The organism is Allobosea sp. AK1, assembly GCF_006714945.1.
Classification (GTDB): Bacteria; Pseudomonadota; Alphaproteobacteria; order Rhizobiales; family Beijerinckiaceae; genus Allobosea; species Allobosea robiniae.
Map to the genome: position 1 here is coordinate 1,377,250 of NZ_VFMG01000001.1, position 21,064 is coordinate 1,398,313.

The 21,064-nt window shown below is 67.0% G+C and carries 24 protein-coding genes, 1 tRNA gene and 1 pseudogene; 9 read left to right on the top strand and 17 right to left on the bottom strand.

The genetic code is table 11. The features are described 5' to 3' along the window. Positions 1–88: 88 nt before the first annotated feature. A complete protein-coding gene (locus FHT98_RS06990) occupies positions 89–331 on the bottom strand; it encodes a LysR substrate-binding domain-containing protein (RefSeq protein ID WP_244511978.1) in 243 nt (80 codons plus the stop codon). 124 nt (positions 332–455) lie between these two features. On the opposite strand from FHT98_RS06990, the gene FHT98_RS06995 reads away from it, so the two are divergent. Beyond that, positions 456–1,274 (top strand): aspartate dehydrogenase, encoded by an 819-nt coding sequence (locus FHT98_RS06995; protein ID WP_091856921.1) that lies wholly within the window; start codon positions 456–458, stop codon positions 1,272–1,274. 118 nt (positions 1,275–1,392) lie between these two features. Here the strand turns inward: FHT98_RS06995 and FHT98_RS07000 are convergent, their stop codons facing one another. Continuing rightward, the gene (locus FHT98_RS07000) at positions 1,393–2,298 is read right to left on the bottom strand and encodes a LysR family transcriptional regulator (RefSeq protein WP_142113307.1); all 906 of its coding nucleotides are present in this window, start codon (positions 2,296–2,298) and stop codon (positions 1,393–1,395) included. A gap of 88 nt (positions 2,299–2,386) precedes the next feature. Here FHT98_RS07000 and FHT98_RS07005 point away from each other — a divergent pair, with 88 nt between their 5' ends. Both FHT98_RS07005 and FHT98_RS26155 read left to right on the top strand, forming a co-directional pair. Then, positions 2,387–3,409, top strand: a complete 1,023-nt coding sequence (locus tag FHT98_RS07005) for a bile acid:sodium symporter family protein (protein ID WP_142113309.1) — start codon at positions 2,387–2,389, stop codon at positions 3,407–3,409. 148 nt (positions 3,410–3,557) lie between these two features. Further along, a complete protein-coding gene (locus tag FHT98_RS26155) occupies positions 3,558–3,770 on the top strand; it encodes a DUF2934 domain-containing protein (protein ID WP_185745090.1) in 213 nt (70 codons plus the stop codon). 78 nt (positions 3,771–3,848) lie between these two features. On the opposite strand, the gene FHT98_RS07015 is transcribed toward FHT98_RS26155, so the two are convergent. The 3 genes from FHT98_RS07015 to FHT98_RS07025 form a co-directional block, all read right to left on the bottom strand. Next, positions 3,849–4,130 (bottom strand): hypothetical protein, encoded by a 282-nt coding sequence (locus FHT98_RS07015; RefSeq protein ID WP_061970117.1) that lies wholly within the window; start codon positions 4,128–4,130, stop codon positions 3,849–3,851. 182 nt (positions 4,131–4,312) lie between these two features. Further along, positions 4,313–4,522: a hypothetical protein gene (locus FHT98_RS07020; RefSeq protein WP_061970118.1), complete on the bottom strand. Its 210-nt coding sequence runs from the start codon at positions 4,520–4,522 to the stop codon at positions 4,313–4,315. Between the two features lie 197 nt (positions 4,523–4,719). Beyond that, positions 4,720–4,809 (bottom strand) — tRNA-Ser (locus FHT98_RS07025). 295 nt (positions 4,810–5,104) lie between these two features. Between FHT98_RS07025 and FHT98_RS07030 the strand changes: the two genes are divergently transcribed. The 3 genes from FHT98_RS07030 (at position 5,105) to FHT98_RS07040 (ending at position 7,010) form a co-directional block, all read left to right on the top strand. Continuing rightward, positions 5,105–5,794, top strand: a complete 690-nt coding sequence (locus FHT98_RS07030) for a 50S ribosomal protein L21 (RefSeq protein ID WP_061970318.1) — start codon at positions 5,105–5,107, stop codon at positions 5,792–5,794. Between the two features lie 99 nt (positions 5,795–5,893). Continuing rightward, complete coding sequence (rpmA, locus tag FHT98_RS07035; protein WP_061970119.1) at positions 5,894–6,160, top strand: 50S ribosomal protein L27; 267 nt, start codon at positions 5,894–5,896, stop codon at positions 6,158–6,160. Between the two features lie 154 nt (positions 6,161–6,314). Next, positions 6,315–7,010 carry a GNAT family N-acetyltransferase gene (locus tag FHT98_RS07040; protein ID WP_142113313.1) on the top strand — a complete coding sequence of 232 codons (696 nt, stop codon included), beginning with the start codon at positions 6,315–6,317 and terminating at the stop codon, positions 7,008–7,010. 120 nt (positions 7,011–7,130) lie between these two features. Here FHT98_RS07040 and denD (FHT98_RS07045) read toward each other — a convergent pair whose 3' ends face one another. The 8 genes and pseudogenes from denD (FHT98_RS07045) to FHT98_RS07075 all read right to left on the bottom strand — a co-directional run bounded on the left by denD (FHT98_RS07045) (position 7,131) and on the right by FHT98_RS07075 (position 14,417). After that, positions 7,131–8,111: a D-erythronate dehydrogenase gene (gene denD / locus FHT98_RS07045; protein WP_061970120.1), complete on the bottom strand. Its 981-nt coding sequence runs from the start codon at positions 8,109–8,111 to the stop codon at positions 7,131–7,133. 34 nt (positions 8,112–8,145) lie between these two features. After that, entirely contained in the window at positions 8,146–9,132 is a 987-nt protein-coding gene (gene denD / locus FHT98_RS07050) for a D-erythronate dehydrogenase (RefSeq protein ID WP_142113315.1), read from the bottom strand. Between the two features lie 94 nt (positions 9,133–9,226). Then, a complete protein-coding gene (locus tag FHT98_RS07055; protein WP_061970123.1) occupies positions 9,227–9,973 on the bottom strand; it encodes an SDR family oxidoreductase in 747 nt (248 codons plus the stop codon). 14 nt (positions 9,974–9,987) lie between these two features. Then, the gene (locus FHT98_RS26710; protein ID WP_349236276.1) at positions 9,988–10,353 is read right to left on the bottom strand and encodes a GNAT family N-acetyltransferase; all 366 of its coding nucleotides are present in this window, start codon (positions 10,351–10,353) and stop codon (positions 9,988–9,990) included. A 105-nt stretch (positions 10,354–10,458) separates the two neighbouring features. Beyond that, a pseudogene (locus FHT98_RS26715) lies at positions 10,459–11,121 on the bottom strand (GNAT family N-acetyltransferase); the annotation flags it as partial. Next, a complete protein-coding gene (locus FHT98_RS07065; protein WP_091856913.1) occupies positions 11,118–11,444 on the bottom strand; it encodes a hypothetical protein in 327 nt (108 codons plus the stop codon). The gene FHT98_RS07065 and the pseudogene FHT98_RS26715, both read right to left, overlap by 4 nt. Further along, on the bottom strand, positions 11,441–12,280 hold the full coding sequence (locus FHT98_RS07070) for an isocitrate lyase/PEP mutase family protein (protein WP_142113319.1): 840 nt from the start codon (positions 12,278–12,280) through the stop codon (positions 11,441–11,443). Before FHT98_RS07070 ends, FHT98_RS07065 begins: the two co-directional genes overlap by 4 nt. 316 nt (positions 12,281–12,596) lie before the next feature. After that, the gene (locus tag FHT98_RS07075) at positions 12,597–14,417 is read right to left on the bottom strand and encodes an IlvD/Edd family dehydratase (protein ID WP_091856911.1); all 1,821 of its coding nucleotides are present in this window, start codon (positions 14,415–14,417) and stop codon (positions 12,597–12,599) included. 255 nt (positions 14,418–14,672) lie between these two features. On the opposite strand from FHT98_RS07075, the gene FHT98_RS07080 reads away from it, so the two are divergent. Further along, the gene (locus tag FHT98_RS07080) at positions 14,673–15,857 is read left to right on the top strand and encodes a pyridoxal phosphate-dependent aminotransferase (RefSeq protein WP_142113321.1); all 1,185 of its coding nucleotides are present in this window, start codon (positions 14,673–14,675) and stop codon (positions 15,855–15,857) included. A 2-nt stretch (positions 15,858–15,859) separates the two neighbouring features. After that, on the top strand, positions 15,860–16,192 hold the full coding sequence (locus FHT98_RS07085; RefSeq protein ID WP_142113323.1) for an NIPSNAP family protein: 333 nt from the start codon (positions 15,860–15,862) through the stop codon (positions 16,190–16,192). Positions 16,193–16,201: 9 nt separating this feature from the next. On the opposite strand, the gene FHT98_RS07090 is transcribed toward FHT98_RS07085, so the two are convergent. Further along, the gene (locus tag FHT98_RS07090; RefSeq protein ID WP_142113325.1) at positions 16,202–17,014 is read right to left on the bottom strand and encodes a DUF3108 domain-containing protein; all 813 of its coding nucleotides are present in this window, start codon (positions 17,012–17,014) and stop codon (positions 16,202–16,204) included. A 287-nt stretch (positions 17,015–17,301) separates the two neighbouring features. Here FHT98_RS07090 and rpmB point away from each other — a divergent pair, with 287 nt between their 5' ends. Continuing rightward, the gene (gene rpmB / locus FHT98_RS07095) at positions 17,302–17,589 is read left to right on the top strand and encodes a 50S ribosomal protein L28 (protein WP_061970136.1); all 288 of its coding nucleotides are present in this window, start codon (positions 17,302–17,304) and stop codon (positions 17,587–17,589) included. A 167-nt stretch (positions 17,590–17,756) separates the two neighbouring features. On the opposite strand, the gene FHT98_RS07100 is transcribed toward rpmB, so the two are convergent. From FHT98_RS07100 to FHT98_RS07110, 3 genes are read right to left on the bottom strand one after another with little or no spacing between them, the layout of a single operon-like run. Next, positions 17,757–18,755, bottom strand: a complete 999-nt coding sequence (locus tag FHT98_RS07100) for an esterase-like activity of phytase family protein (protein WP_142113327.1) — start codon at positions 18,753–18,755, stop codon at positions 17,757–17,759. Next, positions 18,755–20,647 (bottom strand): cobaltochelatase subunit CobT, encoded by a 1,893-nt coding sequence (cobT, locus tag FHT98_RS07105; RefSeq protein WP_061970139.1) that lies wholly within the window; start codon positions 20,645–20,647, stop codon positions 18,755–18,757. The genes FHT98_RS07100 and cobT overlap by 1 nt, the downstream gene beginning before the upstream one ends. After that, positions 20,644–21,060 (bottom strand): GNAT family N-acetyltransferase, encoded by a 417-nt coding sequence (locus tag FHT98_RS07110; RefSeq protein WP_061970140.1) that lies wholly within the window; start codon positions 21,058–21,060, stop codon positions 20,644–20,646. Before FHT98_RS07110 ends, cobT begins: the two co-directional genes overlap by 4 nt. Positions 21,061–21,064: the final 4 nt, after the last annotated feature.

Here is a 21,064-nt window from a genome sequence, read left to right on the forward strand (position 1 = left end):
TCGTGATCCGCCAACGGCGAGCGGCCGGTCATACCGTCGCGCGCTTTCTCTCGCCCTGACGACGGCGGACGAGGCCGGCATGCGCCCCTCACCCGGCCTCGCTCGGCGCGAGCTGACGCACGAAGCGGCGCAGCAGCCCCTCGAAAGCCGAGAGCGCCGGCGAGGCCGCGCGCCCGCCCAGCCGGATCATCACGATGTCCCGTGAGATCGACGGCTCCGTCAGCGGTCGCACCAGTACCGAAGCCGGCGCCACCGCCCGCGCATAGGTCGGCAGCACGGCGATGCCGAGCCCGGTCAAAAGGCGGATGCCGCTGTCGCGGGTCAGTGTCACCGGCGGCTCCGCCGCGCCCGCAGGCGCCAGCGCCCTTGATCTGTGCGGGCCGCCATTTCAGCATGCTGGAAGGCCTGAACGGCGGCCCCCTGCTCGATCTCGCCTTGCAAACGGCGGAAGGCTCATGACGATGCAACCTCGCAAACCGCTCCGTCTCGCCCTGATCGGCTGGGGCGCCATCAACCGCCGTGTCGCGGACTTGCTGGCGGAGCGAAGCAGCGGCGACATCACCATCGCCGCTGTCGCCGTCCGCAACCCCGCCGCAGCCGGCGACATCCCAGCCGGAGCGAAGCTTATCACGGAGCCGGATGAACTCGCCGGCCTGGATCTCGATCTCGTCGTCGAAGCCGCCGGGCGTGAGGCTGTCGGCATCTGGGGTAAGGCGGCGCTCGTGCACGCTCCGGCTTTCGCCGTCGCCTCGACCAGCGCCTTCTGCGACGACGCCCTGCTCGCTCGCCTGATCGCCGCCGCCGAAAGCCGCGGCAGCCAGCTCCTGATCCCGCCGGGCGCCCTCGCCGGCATCGACGGCATCGCCGCTGCCTCCCTGCTGCCGCTCGACGAGGTCGTCCACCGCATCGTCAAGCCGCCGGCCGCCTGGCGCGGGACCTCGGCCGAAAGCCTGCTCGGACTCGACGGGATCACCGAGGCGACCGCGTTCTTCTCCGGTACGGCCCGCGAGGCTGCCTCGCGCTTTCCGCAGAACGCCAATGTCGCGGTGATCTCGGCGCTCGCCGGCATCGGGCTCGATCGCACCCGTGTCGAGCTTGTCGCCGACCCTGCAGCAGGCGGCAACGGCCACCAGCTCAGCGCGCGCGGCGCCTTCGGCAAGCTCGACATCGCCATCGAGAACCGCCCGCTCGCCACGAACCCGAAATCCTCGGAGATGACGGCGCTGGGGCTGGTCCGGCTGGTCGAGAACCGCGTGCGCACCTTGGTGCGCTGAACCTCCACCGTCATTCCGCGGCGTCAAGGACAGCGGATAGGCGCGCGAGGGCGGCGCCGAGGGTCTCCCCCACTACATGACCGTGAAGACGCTCTCCCACAGGATGGCGATCTGAAGCCTAACCGCGCCTGACGCGCCGCGACGCTTCCGGCAGGAGGCGCTCCGCGCTCGCCAGGATGCTGTCGGCGAGCGCCCGTGCCGCCGCCTGATGCGACTGCCCGCCGATCACGACGAATTCGATCGTCCCCAGCGGCGGCAGCGCGTCACGCGGCTCGACCTCGGCGAGCCCCTGCGGAATCAGGCGAGCCGAATGGGCGGTGATGCCGAGCCCCGCCACCGTCGCCGCGCGCAGGCCCGCGAGGCTGCCGCTGGTACAGGCGACGCGCCAGGCGCGGCCCGCTCGTTCCAGCGTCTCGATGGCATGGACGCGCGTGATGCTCGGCGGCGGATAGAGCACGAGCGGCACCACCGGCTGCTCGGCCAATCCCGTGCCCGGCCGGCCGGCCCAGACCAGCCGTTCCTGCCAGGCGACCTCGCCGCGCGCATCGCCCTTGCGGCGCTTGGCGAAGATCAGGTCGAGATCGCCCGCGTCATATTGCTCGTAGAGCAATCCGCTCAAGCCCACCGTCAGCTCCAGATCGACCGCGTGATGCTGCATGGCGAAGGCGGCGAGGATCTCCGGCAATGCCGTATAGGCGAAATCCTCGGAGACCCCGAGCCTGAGACGCCCGCGCAGGGTCGAGCCGGCGAGATGGCGCTCGATCCGCTGTCCCGCCTCGAGCGCCTGCCGCGCGAAGGGCAGGATCGCATCCCCGTCCGGCGTCGGTCGCACCTCGTGGGTGTCGCGCGCGAGCAGGCGCCGCCCGAGCCGCTTTTCCAGCCGCGCGACATGCTGGCTGACGGAGGACTGGCGCAGGCCGAGCTGGCGTGCCGCTTCGGTGAAGCTCAACGTCTCGCAGACCTTCAGGAAGCTCTGCAGCAGGACGGGATCGAGCGGCTTCGGATCGGGACGGATATTCATCATGATTCATGATAGCCGATATCGCCGCCAGTCCAGATCAAAATGAACGTGAAAGAGTTTAGAAGGCGCCATCTCATCACAAGGACCGCAGATGCTCCGCCGCACCCTCGCCCGCTTCGGCATTGATCCTTATCTGATCGCCTTGATGGCCACCGTCGCGGTCGCGGCCGTGTTCCCCGCCCATGGCACTGGGGCCGAGATCGCCAATGACGCCGTGTCCGTCGCGGTCGCCCTCCTCTTCTTCCTCTATGGCGCAAGGCTGTCGCCGCTGGCGGTCTGGGAAGGCCTGCTGCACTGGCGCCTGCAATCGCTGGTCTTCGCCAGCACCTATCTGCTGTTCCCGCTGCTCGGCCTGCTGCTCACGCGCATCTTCGGCGGCTTCCTGCCGTCCGAACTGATCGCCGGCCTGATCTTCGTCTGCATCCTGCCCTCGACCGTGCAGTCCTCGATCGCCTTCACCTCGATCGCGCGCGGCAACGTCGCGGCGGCGCTGTGCAGCGCCTCGGTCTCCAACCTCTTCGGGATGGTGCTGACGCCGCTGCTCGTCGTCCTGCTGCTCGATTCGAAAGGCGGCGGCTTCAGCACGCGTGCCGTCGAGAGCATCGCCCTGCAATTGCTGCTGCCCTTCCTCGTCGGGCAGTTGCTCCGCCGCTGGATCGGCCCTTTCCTGCAGCGCCACAAGGCGCCGATCTCGCTGGTCGATCGCGGCTCGATCCTGCTCGTCGTCTACGCCGCCTTCAGCGAGGGCATGGTCGCCGGCATCTGGTCGCAGGTCACGCTCGCCGATCTCGGACTCGTCATCATCATCGACGTCGTGCTGCTCGCCGTAGTGCTGGCGATCACGACCTTCGCCAGCCGCCGCCTCGGCTTCTCCAAGGAGGACGAGATCGCCATCGTCTTCTGCGGCTCGAAGAAGAGCATGGCGAGCGGCATCCCGATGGCGAACATCCTGTTCCCCGGCCAGGCGCTCGGCCTGATCGTGCTGCCGCTGATGCTGTTCCACCAGGCCCAGCTCTTCGCCTGCGCGGTCCTGGCCCAGCGTTATGCCCGCCGTCCCGTTCAAGCAAAAACCGAAACGCCCGGCGAAGCAGATCTGGCGACCGCAAAGACCTGAACATCCCGCCCTCGCCGGGCTGGATCTTTCATCGCGCGCGGGAACAACCCGGCCGATCCGCGGTTGTTCCCCTGCACGGCAAGGCCGTCATCCTCTCCGAAACCAGAGTTCCCCGATGCGCATCGGGGAACGATCATGGAGGCGAGACATGAAGCAGGACGACAAGACCCAGCACGAGATCCGGAAGATCGCCTACGGGCTCTGGATCAAGGACGGACAGCCCGAGGGCCGCGACCGCGAGCATTGGGAAGCCGCCAAGGAGATCTGGGCCTTCCGCAGCCATAACCACGTCCTCGACGACACCGACGATTCCGGCGCGGGCACGGCGAAGAAGCGTCGGCAGGCATCCGACGCAGCCTGAGTAGCAGGCCCGCTCGTCATGAACGGGCTGAAAAGAGAATGAGCGGCGAGGCAGGCGCCGTCATCCGGCGCCTCGGCCTCAGGGGCAGATATACCCGCTTGCGTCGGGCTGGCAGCGTGCGCCCGTCGGCAACACCAGCGCCCCTCGCTCGCGCTTCACGTAATCGCCGTTCGGCAGAGTGAAACCGCCGGTATGATCCGGCGAGACGCGTGTGCCGTCCGGCAGAACCAGCTGCCCGCCGTCGCGGACGATGCGCTTGGCGGAAGGAGCCGCAGTCTGCTGGACAGGCTGGGGCCGGGAGGAGACACAGCCGGCGGCCAGAACGGCAACCAGGCTGGCGGCAATCGAGATCCTGATCATGTACCCATCTTTGCCGCGCCTGAGGGCAGCGTGCAACCCTGCTTGCGAATTTGCGACGAACCAACAGTTCAGGCTGCACGGGGGATCGGCAGCGGTTCAAAGGGAGTCCGAAGACGTCTGCCGATTCGTTGCCGGCTACAGCAGCGGATCGACACTTCACATCCGAAAGGCCGCCCGGCGATCTAGCCGGCTTCGCCTGTGCGCTCTTGCGAAACCGTTGCCGACTGGCGTTCGGCGGTACGATCGAGGCATTCCGCCATCTGGGCGGTACCCCAGCCGAATTTCGAGCACTCCGCCGTGCCCACGGTGTAATCCCGCGTCGGATGCTGGGATTGAGGCGTGCTGTTGCAGCCGGTGAGAGCCAGGGTGATAATGGCAAGCGCCAATCGCATCGGGGGCCTCCTTGCTGTGGGAGCCGCGATTAAGGCGCAACCTGGCCGGTCAGTTCAACCCCGTTCCGTGCCGGTAGCCGTTTCCAGCGAGCCGCAAGCCCGCCTCGCACACCGACACCAAGGATCGCGTGGGGATGGAGAACGGGAGCCTTACGCCGCCGCGTCTCGTTCCAGATCGGCGCAGTGAATTGAGAGGATGGCGGACAGGGAGGGATTTGAACCCCCGATACCCTTGCAGGTATGCCGCATTTCGAGTGCGGTGCATTCAACCACTCTGCCACCTGTCCGCGGTCGCCTTCGGTCGAAGCGAGGCGGTTACTACACAAGCCGCGTCCGGGGAGCAAGCCTCCTGCGCAGGAGAAATCCACTCTTCCCCGCCGCTTTCGCTTGACCTGCTCCGGCCTTGCGACTATCGAGCACCGTCCGGCGCGGGGAAACTCGCGCCCGATCTCTTTTGGCATGTGCGCTGCGTCGCATGTCGCAAGAGCAAGCCAGACCACGCAATCGACTGCCAAAAAGCCGTCCCGCAGGCGCTCCCACCGGAAGCGCCGTGACAGGACGGGGCCGAACATGGAGGACAAAATGTTCGCAGTCATCAAGACCGGCGGGAAGCAGTTCCGCGTCGCCGCCAACGACAAGATCACCGCCGCCAAGATCGAAGGCAACCCGGGCGACACCGTCGCTTTCGGCTCCGTGCTGATGCTCACCGAGGGTGAGAAGACCACGCTCGACGCCAAGGCCCTCTCCGACATCACCGTCGTCGGTGAAATCGTCGAGCAGGCTCGTGGCGAGAAGGTCATCGCCTTCAAGAAGCGCCGCCGCCAGAATTCGAAGCGCAAGCGCGGCTTCCGCGCCGAGCTGACCGTCATCCGCATCACCGACATCCTCACCGGCGGCAAGAAGCCGGAGATGAAGAAGGGCGATGCCTCCGCTGTGGCGCTGAAGGCCGCTTCGACCGCGACCAAGGGCAAGGCCGCTCCGAAGGCCGCCAAGGCTGCGGCGGCGGCCGAGGGCCTCGACGCCTCGAACCTCTCGCTGATCTCGGGCGTCGGCCCGACCATCGAGAAGAAGCTGCGCGCCGCCGGCATCACCTCCTGGAACGACATCGCCGCCTGGACCGAGGCCGACATCGCCAAGTGGGACGAGGAGCTCAAGCTGCGTGGCCGCGCCACCCGCGAGGAGTGGGTCGAGCAGGCCAAGGAGCTGCTCGCCGGCAAGCCGCCGCGCGCCAAGGCCGACCAGGCCGAACTGGCTTCGGGCGAGGACTACTGACGGCATCCGTCAGCGCAGATTGATCGTCGGACCTGAACCGGCTGGCTTTCGCCGCCGATTCGGGTTACAGAGACAGCACAAGTTTTGAGGTAGGGCGTTATGGCTCATAAAAAGGCAGGCGGTTCGTCCCGCAACGGTCGCGATTCCGAAGGCAGGCGCCTCGGCGTCAAGAAGTTCGGCGACCAGGCCGTGATTCCGGGCAACATCATTATCCGTCAGCGCGGCACCAAGTGGCATGCCGGCGCCAATGTCGGCATGGGCAAAGACCATACCCTCTTTGCGACGGCGAATGGCCGAGTCCGATTCACGACGAAACTCGGCCGAGCTTTCGTGAACGTAGTTCCGGCCCAAGAGGCCGCAGAGTAAAAGGCGGATAGGGAATTCTCTCGATCCGCCGGTTCCATCGAACCGAACGGATCAAGGGTTAAAAGACCCAATACGGGTCTCCCGAAGGTCAGCGAAGGGGAGATGGGACCAAAGTCCCAGCTCCCTTTTTCGTTTGCGCCGACGGAGAGACGATATGTTCCCCGAACTGACCCGCGACGATGTCTTCCGGCTCGAGACCCGGCGTCTCTGGCTGCGTTGGCCCCGCATGGCCGATGCCAATGCCATCCTGCGCCTTGCCGGTGAAAAGGCGGTGGCCGAGATGACGGCATCGATCCCCCATCCCTACCCGCCCCAGGCGGTGGAGCCCTTCATCTTCGCGATGCGCAAGGGCAACGCGCTGGGCGAGCATCTCGCGCTGGCCATCACCCCGCGGTCGAAGCCCAACGAGTTGATCGGCATGATCAGCGCGCACAGGCAGGCTACGGGCGTGCCCTTCATCGGCTACTGGCTCGGCACCCCGCACTGGGGCAAGGGCTGCGCGACCGAGGCCGTGCAGGGCCTGATCGACAGCCTGTTCTCGCTGATCGACCTGCCCGCGATCGAGGCCGATACCCGCGTCATCAACCCGGCCTCGCGGCGGGTGCTGGAGAAGTCCGGCTTCCGCTCCGAGGGCTCGTTCCTGAAGTCGCTGCCGGCGCGCGGCGGGCTGTTCCCCTGCGAGCAGTTCCGGCTCGACCGCTCGACCTGGGCGGCGCTCAAGAGCTGGAGCGCCAGCGGCTGGGCTCATGCGCCTGAACTGGAACCGGAGCAGGAGCCGGCGCGCGGTGCGCCCGCGCTCGGCATACCGCCGCGGCGCCAGCAGGAACAGGCCGAGCCCTGCCCGGCCTGAAGATCTGCAACCGTCATGCTCGCCCTTGTGGCGAGCATCCACGTCTTGAACACGGACCTTGACCAAAGAAGGCGTAGATGGTCGGGACAAGCCCGACCATGACGGAAGTGCAGTTTCGTCTTACTTCACGAAGGTCCCGTGCAGCTCGTCGTCGATATGCACGCGGATGATCTCCTCGAAATTCGCCTCCGACCTGAAGCCGAGCGCCAGAGCGCGCTGCGGATCGAAATTGCGCGGCCAGCCGGCGACAATCCCGTCGATCACCGGGTCCGTCACGCGCTTGATGCGCTTGACCACGTTCTCGCCGGCGACCTTGCGCAGCGTCTCGATCTGCTCGGCGACCGTGCAGGAATAACCCGGCATCGTCAGGGCGCGGCGCGGGCCGATCGCAGCCGTATCCATCGTCGCGGCATGGATCAGGAAGCCCACCGCCGAGCGCGGCGAGGCATGCCAGTGGCGGACCTGATCGGAGACCGGCAGCACCGCCTCTTCGCCGTTCAGCGGCTCGCGGATGATGTTGGAGAAGAAGCCCGAGGCCGCCTTGTTCGGCTTGCCCGGCCGCACGCAGATCGTCGGCAGGCGGATGCCCACGCCGTCGAAGAAACCGCGCCGCGAATAGTCACAGAGCAGGAGCTCGCCGATCGCCTTCTGCGTGCCGTAGCTGGTCAATGGCGTGGTGAAGAACTCGTCCTCGATCTTGTCGTGGAAGGGGGCACCGAACACGGCGACCGAGGAGGTGAAGACCAAGCGCGGGGTATAGCCCTCCGCATGACGGATCGCCTCGAAGAGATAGCGCGTGCCATCGAGATTGATCCGGTAGCCCTTGTCGAAATCGGCCTCGGCCTCACCCGAGACGACCGCGGCGAGATGGATGATCACCTCCGGCCGCGTCGCGATCAGCTTCTCGGATTCGCCGTGGATCGAGAGATCGGAGACCACCGCCTCGAAATCGAAGGGCGCGGCCGGCGGCGGCGAGGCGACGACGACGTCCTGCGCCGTCACGCGGGTCACCGGCTTGCCGCCGAGCTGGCCGTCGCGCGCCAGCCGCTCGATGAACTTGCGCCCGACCATGCCGGCGCCGCCGAGAACGAGAATATGCATCGGATCTGTCCTGAAGGTTTGCTCTGAGGTTTCGTCAGTTCGGGAGATGGCCGCCGAGATCGTCGGCGATATGGACGCGGATGATCTCGTCGAAATCGTGCTCGGCGGTGAAGCCCAAAGCCAGCGCGCGCTTCGCGTCGAAGCGCGTCGGCCAGCCCGCGACAATCGCCGCCGAGGCCGGATCGGGCGCGCGCTTGATCAGCTTCACCGCCTTGTCGCCGGCAATGCGGCGGAGCGCCTCGATCTGCTCGCCGACCGTGACACAGACGCCGGGCATGGTCAGGTTGACCCGCGGCCCGAGCTCATCGCGCGAGAGGCCGGCGGCATGGATCAGGAAACCGACGGCGGAACGCGGACTCGCATGGGTGAACAGCACCTCGTCGCTGACCGGCAGCAACGCCTCCTGCCCCTGCAGCGGCTCGCGGATGATGCCGGAGAAGAAGCCGCCAGCCGAGGCATTGGGCTTGCCCGGCCTGACCACGATCGAGGGGAAGCGGATGCCGACGCCCTCGACGAAGCCGCGTCGCGAATAGTCGGCCAGCAGCAATTCGCCGATCGCCTTCTGCGTGCCGTAGCTGGTCAGCGGCGTGACGTGGAACTCGTCGGAGATCGACGCCGGGAACGGCGCGCCGAAAATGCCGCTCGAGCTGGTGAAGACGAGCTTGGGCGCATAGGCAGCGCCGCCCTCATGCCGGATCGCCTCCAGCAGGTTGTGCATGCCGTCGAGATTGACGCGGTAGCCCTTGTCGAAATCGCGCTCGGCCTCGCCGGAGATGATCGCGGCCAGGTGGAAGATCAGGTCCGGCCGCAGCGCCGCCAATTCCCTGGCGACAGCGGCATCGCCGGCATCCTCGACGCGGATCGTCGCGCGATCCGCAAGCTCGGCCGGCAGCGCGGGCGCCACCACATCGGTCAGCGTCAGCCTGTCGATCGCCTGGCCGGCGCACTGGCCCTCGCGCGCCAGACGCTCCGCCAGCCTGCGGCCGACCATGCCGGCCGCACCCGTGATCAGGACATGCATGACGTCTCCCTATCCGGTTCGCATCTCGGGCTGCTCTTCGCGGCAACCCGTCAGGGGAACGGAGGGCGACGGCCGCCCTCCGTCCGAAAGCGCTTCAGAGGGCGAAGCCGCCATCCGCCAGATGGATCTGGCCGGTGGTGTAGCTCGACTCGTCCGCCGCGAGGTAGACGGCGAGCGCAGCGATCTCCTCGGCCGTGCCGAGCCGGCCCATCGGCTGGCGATCGATGAAGGCCTGCCGGGCGGCGGCCTCGGTCGTCTTCGTCGCCTGGGCGAGATCCTTGATGCGCTGGTCGAGCGAGGGCGACTGGATCGTGCCGGGGCAGATCGCGTTCGCGCGCACGCCCTTCTTGATGTAGTCGGCCGCGACCGCCTTGGTCAGGCCGATCACCGCCGCCTTGGTCGCGCCATAGGCGTAGCGGTTCGGGATGCCGCGCACCGAGCCGGCACCCGAGGCGATATTGACGATGGAGCCGGAGCCCTTGGCCAGCATGCCCGGCAGGAAGGCCTGGATCGTGCGGTGCATCGACTTGACGTTGAGGTCGAAGGAGAAGTCCCAGGCCTTGTCGTCGGTATCGAGCACCGTGCCGTGATGGACGAAGCCGGCGGCGTTGACGAGGATGTCGACGGGGCCAACCTTCTCGGCGAAGGCATTGACCGCCTTGCTGGAGAGCACGTCGAGCTTGCGCTTCTTCGCCTTCGGAATGCCCTCCAGCAGGGCGACGTCCTTATCGGTCGCCCAGACGGTGGCGCCTTCCGCGACGAAAGCCTCGGCGATGGCCCGGCCGATCCCCTGCCCCGCGGCGGTGACGACCGCGACCTTGCCCTTCAAACGTCCTGCCATACCCGTGTCCTCTTTCAACCGGCTTTTGCAAAGGTCTTGCGCATATGGGTCAGCCGCCGGTCGGCCATGTCCTCATGATGCGTGATGGAAAAGCCCAGCCGCTCGTACCAGCCGATGCGCTGGGTCAGCTTGGCATGGGTGTAGAGATGGACCGAAGCATAGCCGAGCGCCTGCGCCCGCTCGTCGGCAAAGCCCATCAGCGCGGCGCCCAGCCTGCGACCCGCCGCTTCCGGCGCGACGGCCACGCTCCAGATCGTGAAATCCTCCGGCTCGATGTCGAGCACCAGCGCGGCTTCGAGCTTGCCGGCATCCTCCGCGAGCCAGACCTCGTGCTCGGCGACGACCTGCGCATAATCGGCGATGCGGGGCAGCGAGGGCACGCCGATGATGCTCTCGTTCGGCGTATAGGCAGCGTTCTTGAGCGCAAGGATCGCCGGGATGTCCGCGAGCCCGGCCCGGCGCAGCGCGACAGTTCCCGCATGGCCTCCGATCTGGTTGAAGGCACCGAGCGCGAGCTTCTGCTGGCCCTGCGCGTCGAAATTCGACGGCGCCAGCCAGCGGCGGAAGGCCTGGGCGCGCACCGGCCATTCGCCGTCGAGCATCGAGAACCAGGCGGTGTCGCGATTGGCGCCCTTCACCACCATGTGCTGGCGGAACAGCCCCTCATACTGGAAGCCGAAGCGCAAAGCGGCCCGCTTGGAGGGTTCGTTCAGGTTGTTGCACTTCCACTCGTAGCGGCGATAGCCGAGCGAGAAGCCGTAATCGCCGACGAGATAGATCGCCTCGGTCGCCGCCCGCGTCCGCTGCAAGGCCGGGGAATAGGTGATCGAGCCGACCTCGAACACGCCGTGCTCGGGCCGGATCTCCATGATCCAGAGATGGCCCCTGGCCTTGCCGTCGGACTTGTCGATCACGGCGAGCGGCACGATGCCGGCCTTCGCCACCATCGAGTCGAGCAGCGCGCGGTATGCGTCCTTGTCCTTCGGCGGCGGGACCGAGAGCCAGTCCCAGACGCTGTCGCGCCCGACATCGGCGGCCCAGATATCGTCGATATGCTTGGCGACATCGAGCGGTTCGAGCCGGCAATACTGGCCTTCCAGAACCTTGGCCGGCGGGAACGGGGGGGCCGTCCAATGAAGCGTCGTCATGATGCTTCCTTCCCCTTCCAGCCGGCGAGGTCGAGCCGGATCTCCCAGCCCGCTCCGAGTTCTCCCGCAATGGCATGGGCGAGCGCTGCGCCTTCCGCTTCCCAAGCCAGCCGCTCGACCGCGTCGCTGAAATCGGAAGCCGCCGGTTCATCCTCGTCATAGATCGCGTCGAAGGCATCCATCCAGGCTTCGAGCCGGTCCGCAACCGCCTCGGAGAGCCCGACATCCTCGGCGTCGACCGCCCGACGCTTGCCCTTGGCGTCGATCTGCCAGAGGCCGCTGAGCCCGAGCCATTCCGGCGCGATCAGCAGCGTGCCGCTCATGAGCGCTCCGCGAGGTCTTTGGTGAAGAACGGATTCAGGGGCGCCGAGGCGCCGTTGCCGGCGAAGCCCTTGAAGCTGCCCTCCTCCGCGATCAGCCGCGTCGCCTCGATGAAGGCGGCCCAGGCCGCCCGCGCCAGCGCCCCGCCGATCGAGATGCGCCGCGTGCCGGTCGCCGCGATTTCAGGCACGGAAAGCCCGAAATCGCCGTAGATCAGCGTGTTCACGGGCTTGCCGCCGGCCGCAGCGACGATGGCTCCGATATCGGCCGGGGTCTTCGGGCCGGGCGCATAGAGCACGTCGGCACCGGCAGCCGCATAGGCTTCGATCCGCCGTACCGATTCCTTCAGCGGCTCGGCATGGCCGGTCAGGAAGCATTCGGCGCGCGCCGTCAGCACGACGCCGGAGCCGGTCTCGTCGATCGCCTTGCGCGCCGCCTTGATCCGCTCGACCGCGAGCTCGAACGGATAGAGCGGCTCGTCCTGGCGCCCCGTCGCATCCTCGATCGACAAGCCCGCGACGCCGGTCGCGACGCAGAGCTTGACGTTGGCGGCGACGCCGTCCGGCGTATCGGCATAGCCGTTCTCGAAATCGGCATTGACCGGCAGGTCGGGCACCGCCTTCACGATCTCGGCGATGTGAGCGAGCATCATGTCGCGCGGCACGTCCTGGTCGGCGCGTCCCTGCGTGAAGGCATAGCCGGCGCTCGTCGTCGCCAGCGCCTTGAAGCCCTGCCCGCGCAGCCAGCGGGCCGAGCCGAGATCCCAGGGATTGGGCATCACGAAGCAGCCGGCCTCGTGGAGCTTGCGGAAGGCTTCGACCTGCGGGCTCTGTGCCATGGTTTAAATCGTTTCAAATGGAGGCGGAACGAACGACTGCCATAGTGTCGAGGGTCGTATCGTTTGTCAGCCCCGTTGGGCGCGCGTCGCGCAGCGAACGCCGATGCGCGGGCGGAATGGCGTGGGTGGCGACGGCAACGGGAAAGCGCCAGTGCCGCGTGTCATCCCGCACGCGCCGCGGCGCGAAGTGCCGCTGCGCAGATGCGGGATCGTACGAAGCAAAGGCGCCTTTATCGGGCGACGATCCCGTGTCTGCGCCGCGGCATTACATGCCGCAGCGCGCACGGGAAGACACTCTTTCAAACGCGACATCCCCTCAGTGGTTGTCGCGCGGAATGCCGAACTTCTTGTGGATCTTCTGGTACTTGACCGCCGGCTTGAGGACCATGCCCTCGGAGAGCTCGTCGACGATCTTGCGCTGGATCTCCTGCCAGGGCGTCTGGCTCTTCGGATACTTGTAGCCGCCCGAAGCCTTGAAGGCCGCCTTGCGCTCGGCCAGCTCCTCATCCGAGATCAGGATGTTGGCGGTGCGCTTCTTCAGGTCGATACGGACCTTGTCGCCCATCTTGAGCAGCGCGAGCCCGCCGCCGGTCGCCGCTTCCGGCGAGGCATTGAGGATCGAGGGCGAGCCGGACGTGCCGGACTGGCGCCCGTCGCCGACGCAGGCGAGCGCGGTGATGCCCTTCTTGATGAGATAATCCGGCGGCCGCATGTTCACGACCTCGGCCGCGCCCGGATACCCGATCGGCCCGACACCGCGGATGAACAGGATGCAGTGCTCGTCGATGGCGAGCGCCGGATCGTCGATCCGGTGGTGATAGTCCTCCGGCCCGTCGAAGACGATGGCGCGGCCTTCGAAGGCCATCGGATCCTTCGGGTTCTCCAGATAGCGCTTGCGGAATTCCGGCGTGATCACGCTGGTCTTCATGATCGCGGAATCGAACAGGTTGCCGGAGAGGTTGAGGAAGCCCGACTGCGCCTTCATCGGCTGATCGTAGCTCTTGATCACCTCGCGGGCGATCGAGAAGGCGCCCTTGCAGTTCTCTTCCAGCGTCCGCCCGTTGGCGGTGATGGCGGGCTTGAGCTTGCCCTTCTCGATCAGCTCCGCGATCACGGCAGGCAGGCCGCCGGCGCGATAGTAATCCTCGCCGAGATACTCGCCGGCCGGCTGCAGGTTCACCAGCAGCGGGATGTCGTAGCCGACCTTGGTCCAGTCCTCGTTGTCGAGCTTGACGCCGATATGCTTGGCGATGGCGTTGACATGGACCGGCGCGTTGGTCGAGCCGCCGATCGCCGAATTGATGACGATGGTGTTCTCGAACGCCTCGCGCGTCAGGATCTTCGAGGGGATCAGGTTCTCCCAGACCATCTCGACGATGCGCTTGCCGGTGAGATAGGCCATTTCGTAGCGGTCGCGATAAGGCGCGGGGATCGCGGCGGCGCCGGGCAGCGTCATGCCCATCGCCTCGGCCAGCGAGTTCATCGTCGAGGCCGTGCCCATCGTGTTGCAATGGCCGGCGGAAGGTGCCGACGAGGCAACGAGGTCGACGAAGCCCTTATAGTCGATCTCGCCGGCCGCCATCATCTGGCGCGCCTTCCAGACGATCGTGCCCGAGCCGGTGCGCTCGCCGCGGAAGGAGCCGTTCAGCATCGGCCCACCCGGCAGCGCGATCGCCGGGATGTCGACCGTCGCGGCCGCCATGATCTGGGCCGGCGTGGTCTTGTCGCAGCCGGTCGTCAGCACGACGCCGTCGAGCGGATAGCCGTAGAGGATCTCCACCAGCGAGAGATATTGCAGGTTGCGGTCGAGCGCCGCGGTCGGCCGCTTGCAGGTTTCCTGGATCGGATGGATCGGGAACTCGAAGGGCACGCCGCCCATCTCGCGGATGCCGTCGCGGACGCGCGAGGCGAGTTCGATATGATGCCGGTTGCAGGGCGCGATGTCCGAGCCGGTCTGGGCGATGCCGATGATCGGCCGACCCGATTGCAGTTCTTCCCGCGACAAGCCGAAATTCATCGTGCGCTCGATATAGAGCGCGGTCATGTCGGCGTTGTCGGGATTGTCGAACCATGCCTTCGAGCGCAACTGCTCGGGCTTGATGCGCCGAACGGATTTCTTGCCGGGTGCCTTGGCCATCCTCGTTTCCTCTCGTTCGGCGCGGCGCTGGCGGCCGCTTGCCGATCTCACATTCAAACGATTTGAGACTAGCCATCATGCCCATCGCCTGCGGCTCGGCAAGGCCCAATCTGGCTGATAGTCATACTATTTAATCATGCTGTATGCAGCATGCAACAATCCCGGAATGCGCCGCCCGCGCTTGCCAGCCGCGCCGGTTTGGCGCCAAGACAGGCGCAGCCGGCTTCATGCCAACGCTGCCCGAGGAAACGCGCCATGACCCTTCACGTCGTCCCCTCCTTCTCCCGCATCGGCGAGGAAAACGCCTTCGCCGTGCTGGCCCGCGCCACCGAATTGCAGCGCCAGGGCAAGGACATCATCAATCTCGGCATCGGCCAGCCGGATTTTTCGACGCCCGACCACATCGTCGAAGCCGCGGTGAAGGCGCTGCGCGACGGCCATCACGGCTACACCCCCGCCAACGGCATCCTGCCCCTGCGCGAAGCGGTCGCCGCCGACCTGCACAAGCGCTTCGCGGTCGAGGTCTCGCCCGAGAGCGTGATGATCGTGCCCGGCGGCAAGGTCACCATGTTCATGGCGATCCTGATGTTCGGCGAGCCCGGCGCCGAGATCCTCTATCCGGACCCCGGGTTCCCGATCTATCGCTCGATGATCGAGTATACCGGCGCGACGCCGATCCCGGTGCCGATCCGCGAGGAGAACGGCTTCGCCTTCTCCGCCGAGGAGACGCTGGCGCTGATCACGCCGAAGACCCGGCTGCTGATCATCAACTCGCCGGCCAACCCGACCGGCGGCGTCACGCCCAAGGCCGAGATCGACAAGCTCGTCGCCGGGCTCGCGAAGTTCCCGGATGTCGCCGTGATGTCGGACGAGATCTACGACCAGATGGTCTATGACGGCGAGAAGCATGTCTGCCTTCTCAGCTATCCGGAAATCCGCGACCGGCTGATCCTGCTCAACGGCTGGTCCAAGACCTATGCGATGACCGGCTGGCGGCTGGGCTATTCGATCTGGCCGAAGCCGCTGCTCGACAATGCCCGCAAGCTCGCGGTGAACTCGCATTCCTGCGTCAACGCCCCCGCGCAATGGGCCGGCCTCGCCGCGCTGACCGGCCCGCAGGACGCGGTGCACATGATGCTGGCGGAGTTCGACCGGCGCCGGAAGGCGGTGGTCAAGGGATTGAACGGCCTGCCCGGCGTCTCCTGCATCGAGCCCCGGGGCGCGTTCTACGCCTTCCCGAACGTCTCGCAGACCGGCTGGAAGGCGAAGAAGCTGGCCTCGGCCCTGCTGGAGGAAACCGGCGTCGCCACCATCGGCGGCCCCGATTTCGGCGTCCACGGCGAGGGTTATATCCGCCTGTCCTATGCCAACTCGCTGGAGAACATCGAGAAGGCGCTGGAGCGGATGAAGACCTTCCTCAGCACGGCGAAGGCGGCCTGACCATGGTCACCTGCTACCTGCGCTACGTCATCGATCCGCATAAGCTCGAAGCCTTCGAGGCCTATGGCAAGCTCTGGATCCGGCTGGTCGAAAAGTTCGGCGGCAAGCACCACGGCTATTTCATGCCGTCGGAAGGCGTGTCGAACGTGGCACTCGCCCTGTTCAGCTTTCCCTCGCTCGCGGCTTATGAGGATTACCGCAAGCGCTCGTTCGATGACCCTGAATGCCAGGCGGCCTTCGCGATGAACGAGAAGGAGCGTTTCATCATCAGCTATGAGCGCTCGTTCTTCCGGCCGGTCTTCGAGGACGATCAGGGCGTCAAGCGCGCGCCCTGAGGCCCGGCCTCAATTCCGCGCAGCGCTGGCCGTCACGCCGGGATCGACCTTGAATCTGGAAGCCTCGATCACGGCCGTGCCGATCATCGTCTTCACGGAGATGCGCACCGGCACCATCACATCGGTGCCGGCGATCGGCGCGAGCCAGGCCGAGATGTCCCGGTTCTCGGCCATGAACTTGGTGCTGGGCCTGAGCGCGCGGTGGCCGGCGATCGGCACGAAGCGCGCCTGGCAGATCGAGACCGGGCCGCTATAGCCTTCGAGCTTGACGTTGCGGGTGCCGGCGCTCGAGAGCTTGATGTCGTAGCGCGCCGCGCCGTCGAAGATCGGCAGCGTGCGATTGCAGGCGGCGTCCTTGCCCTTGCCGGTGACCGGCATCAGGAAGGCGCTGAGCGGGTCGACGATATTGCGCTTGTGGCTCTCGTTGAGGGGCACGCGATCGGGCTTCTCGTCGATCGGCGGCTCGATATCGATACCGGCGACGGCGCCCTCGGCAAGCGCCATGCGGACGGTGCGGCTCTCGCTGGAATTGGCGGAGCTCACAGCGAAGGTCTTCGGTGCAAGCCTGCCGCCGACGAGCGCACCTGTCGCCGCGCCCGAGCCGCGCCCGCCGGTGACGCCGCCAGCGATTCCCGTCAGCTTGGCAGTGATGTCGAGCTTGTAGCCGGAATTGTCGATGCCGCCGCTGAGGCTCGCCGTGCCCAGGGTGATTCCCAGGAGCGAGACGTCGTAGCGCGCGTCGAGCGAGGCTGCATCAGCGCTCGCGCCCAGACAGGCGGCGAGGACGAGGCCTGCAAGGGACGATGCGGCGGCGGACTTCATCCACTGTCTCCGGAACGGCGCGATCCTGTGCGGAATGCACTCTGAATCGGCCCGAATCGTGGCCGGCTTCCCCTTGTGGCGAAGCAACGACCGATTAAAGCATCGGACCCCGATCTTTACACCCCGTTAACGCTGAAGGCCATGTGAACGGCGAACGGAGTTTTCCTTGACGCAGGCCGCGCCCTTGGCTATGGAACCGCGACTTCAATTTGACTTCCGGTGCTCGCCGGCACGTCACGTGTCGGTTTTTTTGTTTGAGCGCCCCCGGGAACGTAAGGAACGATATCATGGCCCGCCGTTGCGAACTGACCGGGAAAGCCACCCAGAGCGGCCATCTCGTGAGCCACTCGAACCGCAAGACGAAGACGGTCTTCCGTCCGAACCTCGTGAACGTCACGCTGCAGTCGGACGCGCTCGGCCGTTCGGTGCGCCTGCGGATTTCGGCCAACGCCCTGCGTTCGGTCGAGCACCGCGGCGGCCTCGACGCCTTCCTGATCAAGGCTTCGGCCGGCGACCTCTCGACGGGCGCTGCCACGCTGAAGCGCGACCTCGAGAAGAAGCTCGCCGCCAACTGAGCGGGTTTTAACCCTCGGGTTTGAAGGAAGCGGCCGCGAGGCCGCTTTTTTCGTTTGTGCTTAGCTCTGTCGTCGTGCTCGCCCTTGTGGCGAGCATCCACGATTTGAACACCGCTTCCGATGAAGGCAGACGTGGATGGTCGGGACGAGCCCGACCATGACGCCCGTTACGGAAGCAGCTCGAACTCCAGCAGAACCGTGCGCTGGAGGAACGAGAAATTGTCGTCCGAGATCAGGGTCAGCACCGTCCGCCCCGCCTCCAGATGGACCGACAGTCCTTCCATATTATCGATCTCGAAGCCGAGATCGGCCTCGATCAGGCGCTGACCATCGATCAGCGCCCCCGGCCGGATATCGCGCCCGGCGATTCGCCTGATCCGCATGCCGACGCCGCGCAGCGGCTGGTACCAGCGCTCTAGCACCAGCATGTCGCCGGAAGGCAGGAAGGCGAGATCGGTGATGTCGTAGCCGTCATGCCGGGCGAGCTTGAACAGGCCCGGCTGAGGGCCACCAAGGATGGCACCGAGCGTCGGCTCGTCCTCCTTGCCCGAACGCTCGGCGATGGCGATGAGAGCGCCCTTCAGCGGCCCCACAGGCATGACGCCGAGCGCCTCCAGCCCGCGATTGCGCGGCAGGCGCTTGAACTCACGCGGCACCGGCACGGGCCGTGCACGCGCCTCGACGCCATCACGCGCCCAGTCGAAGCGGGCGATCTCGTGCTTGCGCTCGATCCCGACGTAAGCCGTGCCCTCGTGGATGCAGAGGCTCTCGGTATCGTAGAGACCCGAGCGGGTCAGCGGCCGGCCGGAGCCGCCGAGAATCGCGGCCATCTCGGCCTCTTCGAGCCCGGCAAGCTTGCCGCCGCTGGAGGCGACCTTCGCCGTCAGCCAGTAGCCACGATCCGTGACCCCGACGAGATCGCGCCCGCCATTCAGTCGCGCCAGCCCCGAAAAACCGCCGAAGCGCGGGTGGCCGGACGAGAGCACGAGCCCGCTGCGGAATTGCAGCGCGCCGAAGCGACGCTGCTCCGGCCGGCGCGGCTCGAAGGCTGCGATCGGCCGGGCCGAGACCCCGACGGGAAAGCGGGTCTGCTCGATCGCCTGCGCGGCGCCGGGCAGCGCGAACGCGCCGAGCCCTGCCAGCGCGGCGCGGCGCGTGAGACGCATCAATGCCCGCGGCGCTTGGAGCCGGACCCGGCAGGCCCGTCCTCTTCGAACAGCTCGGCGAGCTTCTCGGTCATCACCCCGCCCAGCTCCTCGGCATCGACGATGGTGACGGCGCGGCGATAATAGCGCGTCACGTCATGGCCGATGCCGATGGCGATGAGCTCGACCGGCGAGCGCGTCTCGATCTCGGCGATGACATGGCGCAGATGCCGCTCGAGATAATTGCCGGCATTGACCGAGAGGGTGGAATCGTCGACCGGCGCGCCGTCCGAGATCACCATCAGGATCTTGCGCTGTTCGGAGCGGCCGAGCAGGCGCTTATGCGCCCAGTCCAGCGCCTCGCCGTCGATATTCTCCTTGAGCAGCCCCTCGCGCATCATCAGCCCGAGATTCTTCCGTGCCCGCCGCCAGGGCGCGTCCGCCGCCTTGTAGATGATGTGCCGGAGGTCGTTGAGGCGGCCGGGATTGGCCGGCTTGCCCGATTGCAGCCAGGCCTCGCGCGACAGCCCGCCCTTCCAGGCGCGCGTGGTGAAGCCGAGCAGCTCGACCTTGACGCCGCAGCGCTCCAGCGTCCGCGCCAGGATGTCGGCGCAGGTCGCCGCGACCGTGATCGGTCGCCCGCGCATCGAGCCGGAATTGTCGATCAGCAGGGTCACGACCGTGTCGCGGAAATTCGTGTCCGATTCCTGCCGGAAGGAGAGCGGCTGGAACGGATCGAGGATGATCCGCGGCAGACGCGCCGGGTCGAGCGCGCCCTCCTCCAGGTCGAACTGCCAGGTGCGGTTCTGCTGTGCCATCAGGCGCCGCTGCAGGCGGTTGGCGAGGCGCGCGACCACGCCCTGGAGATGGGCGAGCTGCTTGTCGAGATAGGCGCGCAGGCGCGTCAGTTCCTCGGCGTCGCAGAGTTCCTCGGCGGTGACGACCTCGTCGAACTTCTGGGTATAGGCCTTGTAATCGGTCTGCGGGCGCTCGTTGCCGCGGCTCTCGCGCGGACGCGGGGCCTCGCCGGCCTCCTCCGATTCGGAAGCTTCGTCCTCCTCGTCCCAGTCACCGGCCGGCGCGTCGGTCGCCTCGGAGGCCCCCTCCTGTAGTTCCTCGGTCGCGTCCTCGCTGACTTCGACCTCGGAGCGGTCGGCGCCGCTCTCCTGCTCGGATTCGCCTTCCTGCTGCTGCTGGTCCTCGGAGGACTGGTCCTGGTTGTCCTCGTCCTCGTCGGATTCGTCGCCCTGCGCGGTCTGCTCGGCCATGTCGAGCGCCGCCAGCATGTCGCGCACCGTGCGGGCGAAGCCGCGCTGGTCCTCGATCGTCTTGGTGAGCCGGTCGAGATCGGCGCCGGCCTTGGCCTCGATCTGCTCGCGCCAGAGCTCGACGACCTTCTCCGCCGCCTTGGGCGGCTTGAGACCCGTCAGGCGCTCGCGCACCATCAGCGCCAGCGCATCCTCCAGCGGCGCGTCGGCCCGGTCGGTGACCTCCTCGTAACGTCCGCCGCGGTGATAGCGGTCCTCCAGCATCGCGGTGATGTTGCCGGCCATGCCGGACATCCGCCGCGCACCGATCGATTCGACGCGCGCCTGCTCGACGGCGTCGAACACGGCCCGGGCCGCATCGCCCTCCGGCGCCGTGCGGCGGTGGATCGCGGCATCATGGCAGGCGAGGCGCAGCGCCATCGAATCGGCATGGCCGCGCAGGATCGCGACATCGCCGGGGCTGAGCTTGCGCGGCGGCTCGGGCAGGCGCGCCCGCTCGCCGACGAGCGAGGGCTTATCGGCCGCGAAGACAATTTCCATCTCCGGCTTGCGTGCGATCGCCTTCATCGCGCCCGAGATCGCCCGCTTCAGCGGCTCGGCCGGGGCTTCCTTCGGCGTTCCTGGCTTGCGGTTCGAGATACTCATAGCGCCTTCGTGAAATGATGCAGCGTTTGACCGGCCACCGGATAGTCCTCCATCCGGCCGCATTCGCGATAACCGAGCCGGGGATAGAACCCCGGCGCCTGGATGCTCATCGTCGAGAGATAGACGCCGCGCGCGCCGTAATCCCTCGCCCGCTGCTCGGCCTCGGCCATGATGGCCGCGCCCCGGCCGGTGCCGCGCTGGCTCTCGTCGATCCAGAACAGATCGACATGCAGCCATTCCCATTTCAGCTCGCCGACGAGCCCGCCGAGGATCGTGCCGTCCGCGTCGCGCAGGCTGATCGTCAATGGCGTGCCGTTGCGCGGGCCGACCCTGACCTGATTATGGGCGCTGAGGCCGCGCAGCACCGCGGCACGCGTCTCGTCCTGCTCGGGCTCGACCGTGATCGCGACCACAACC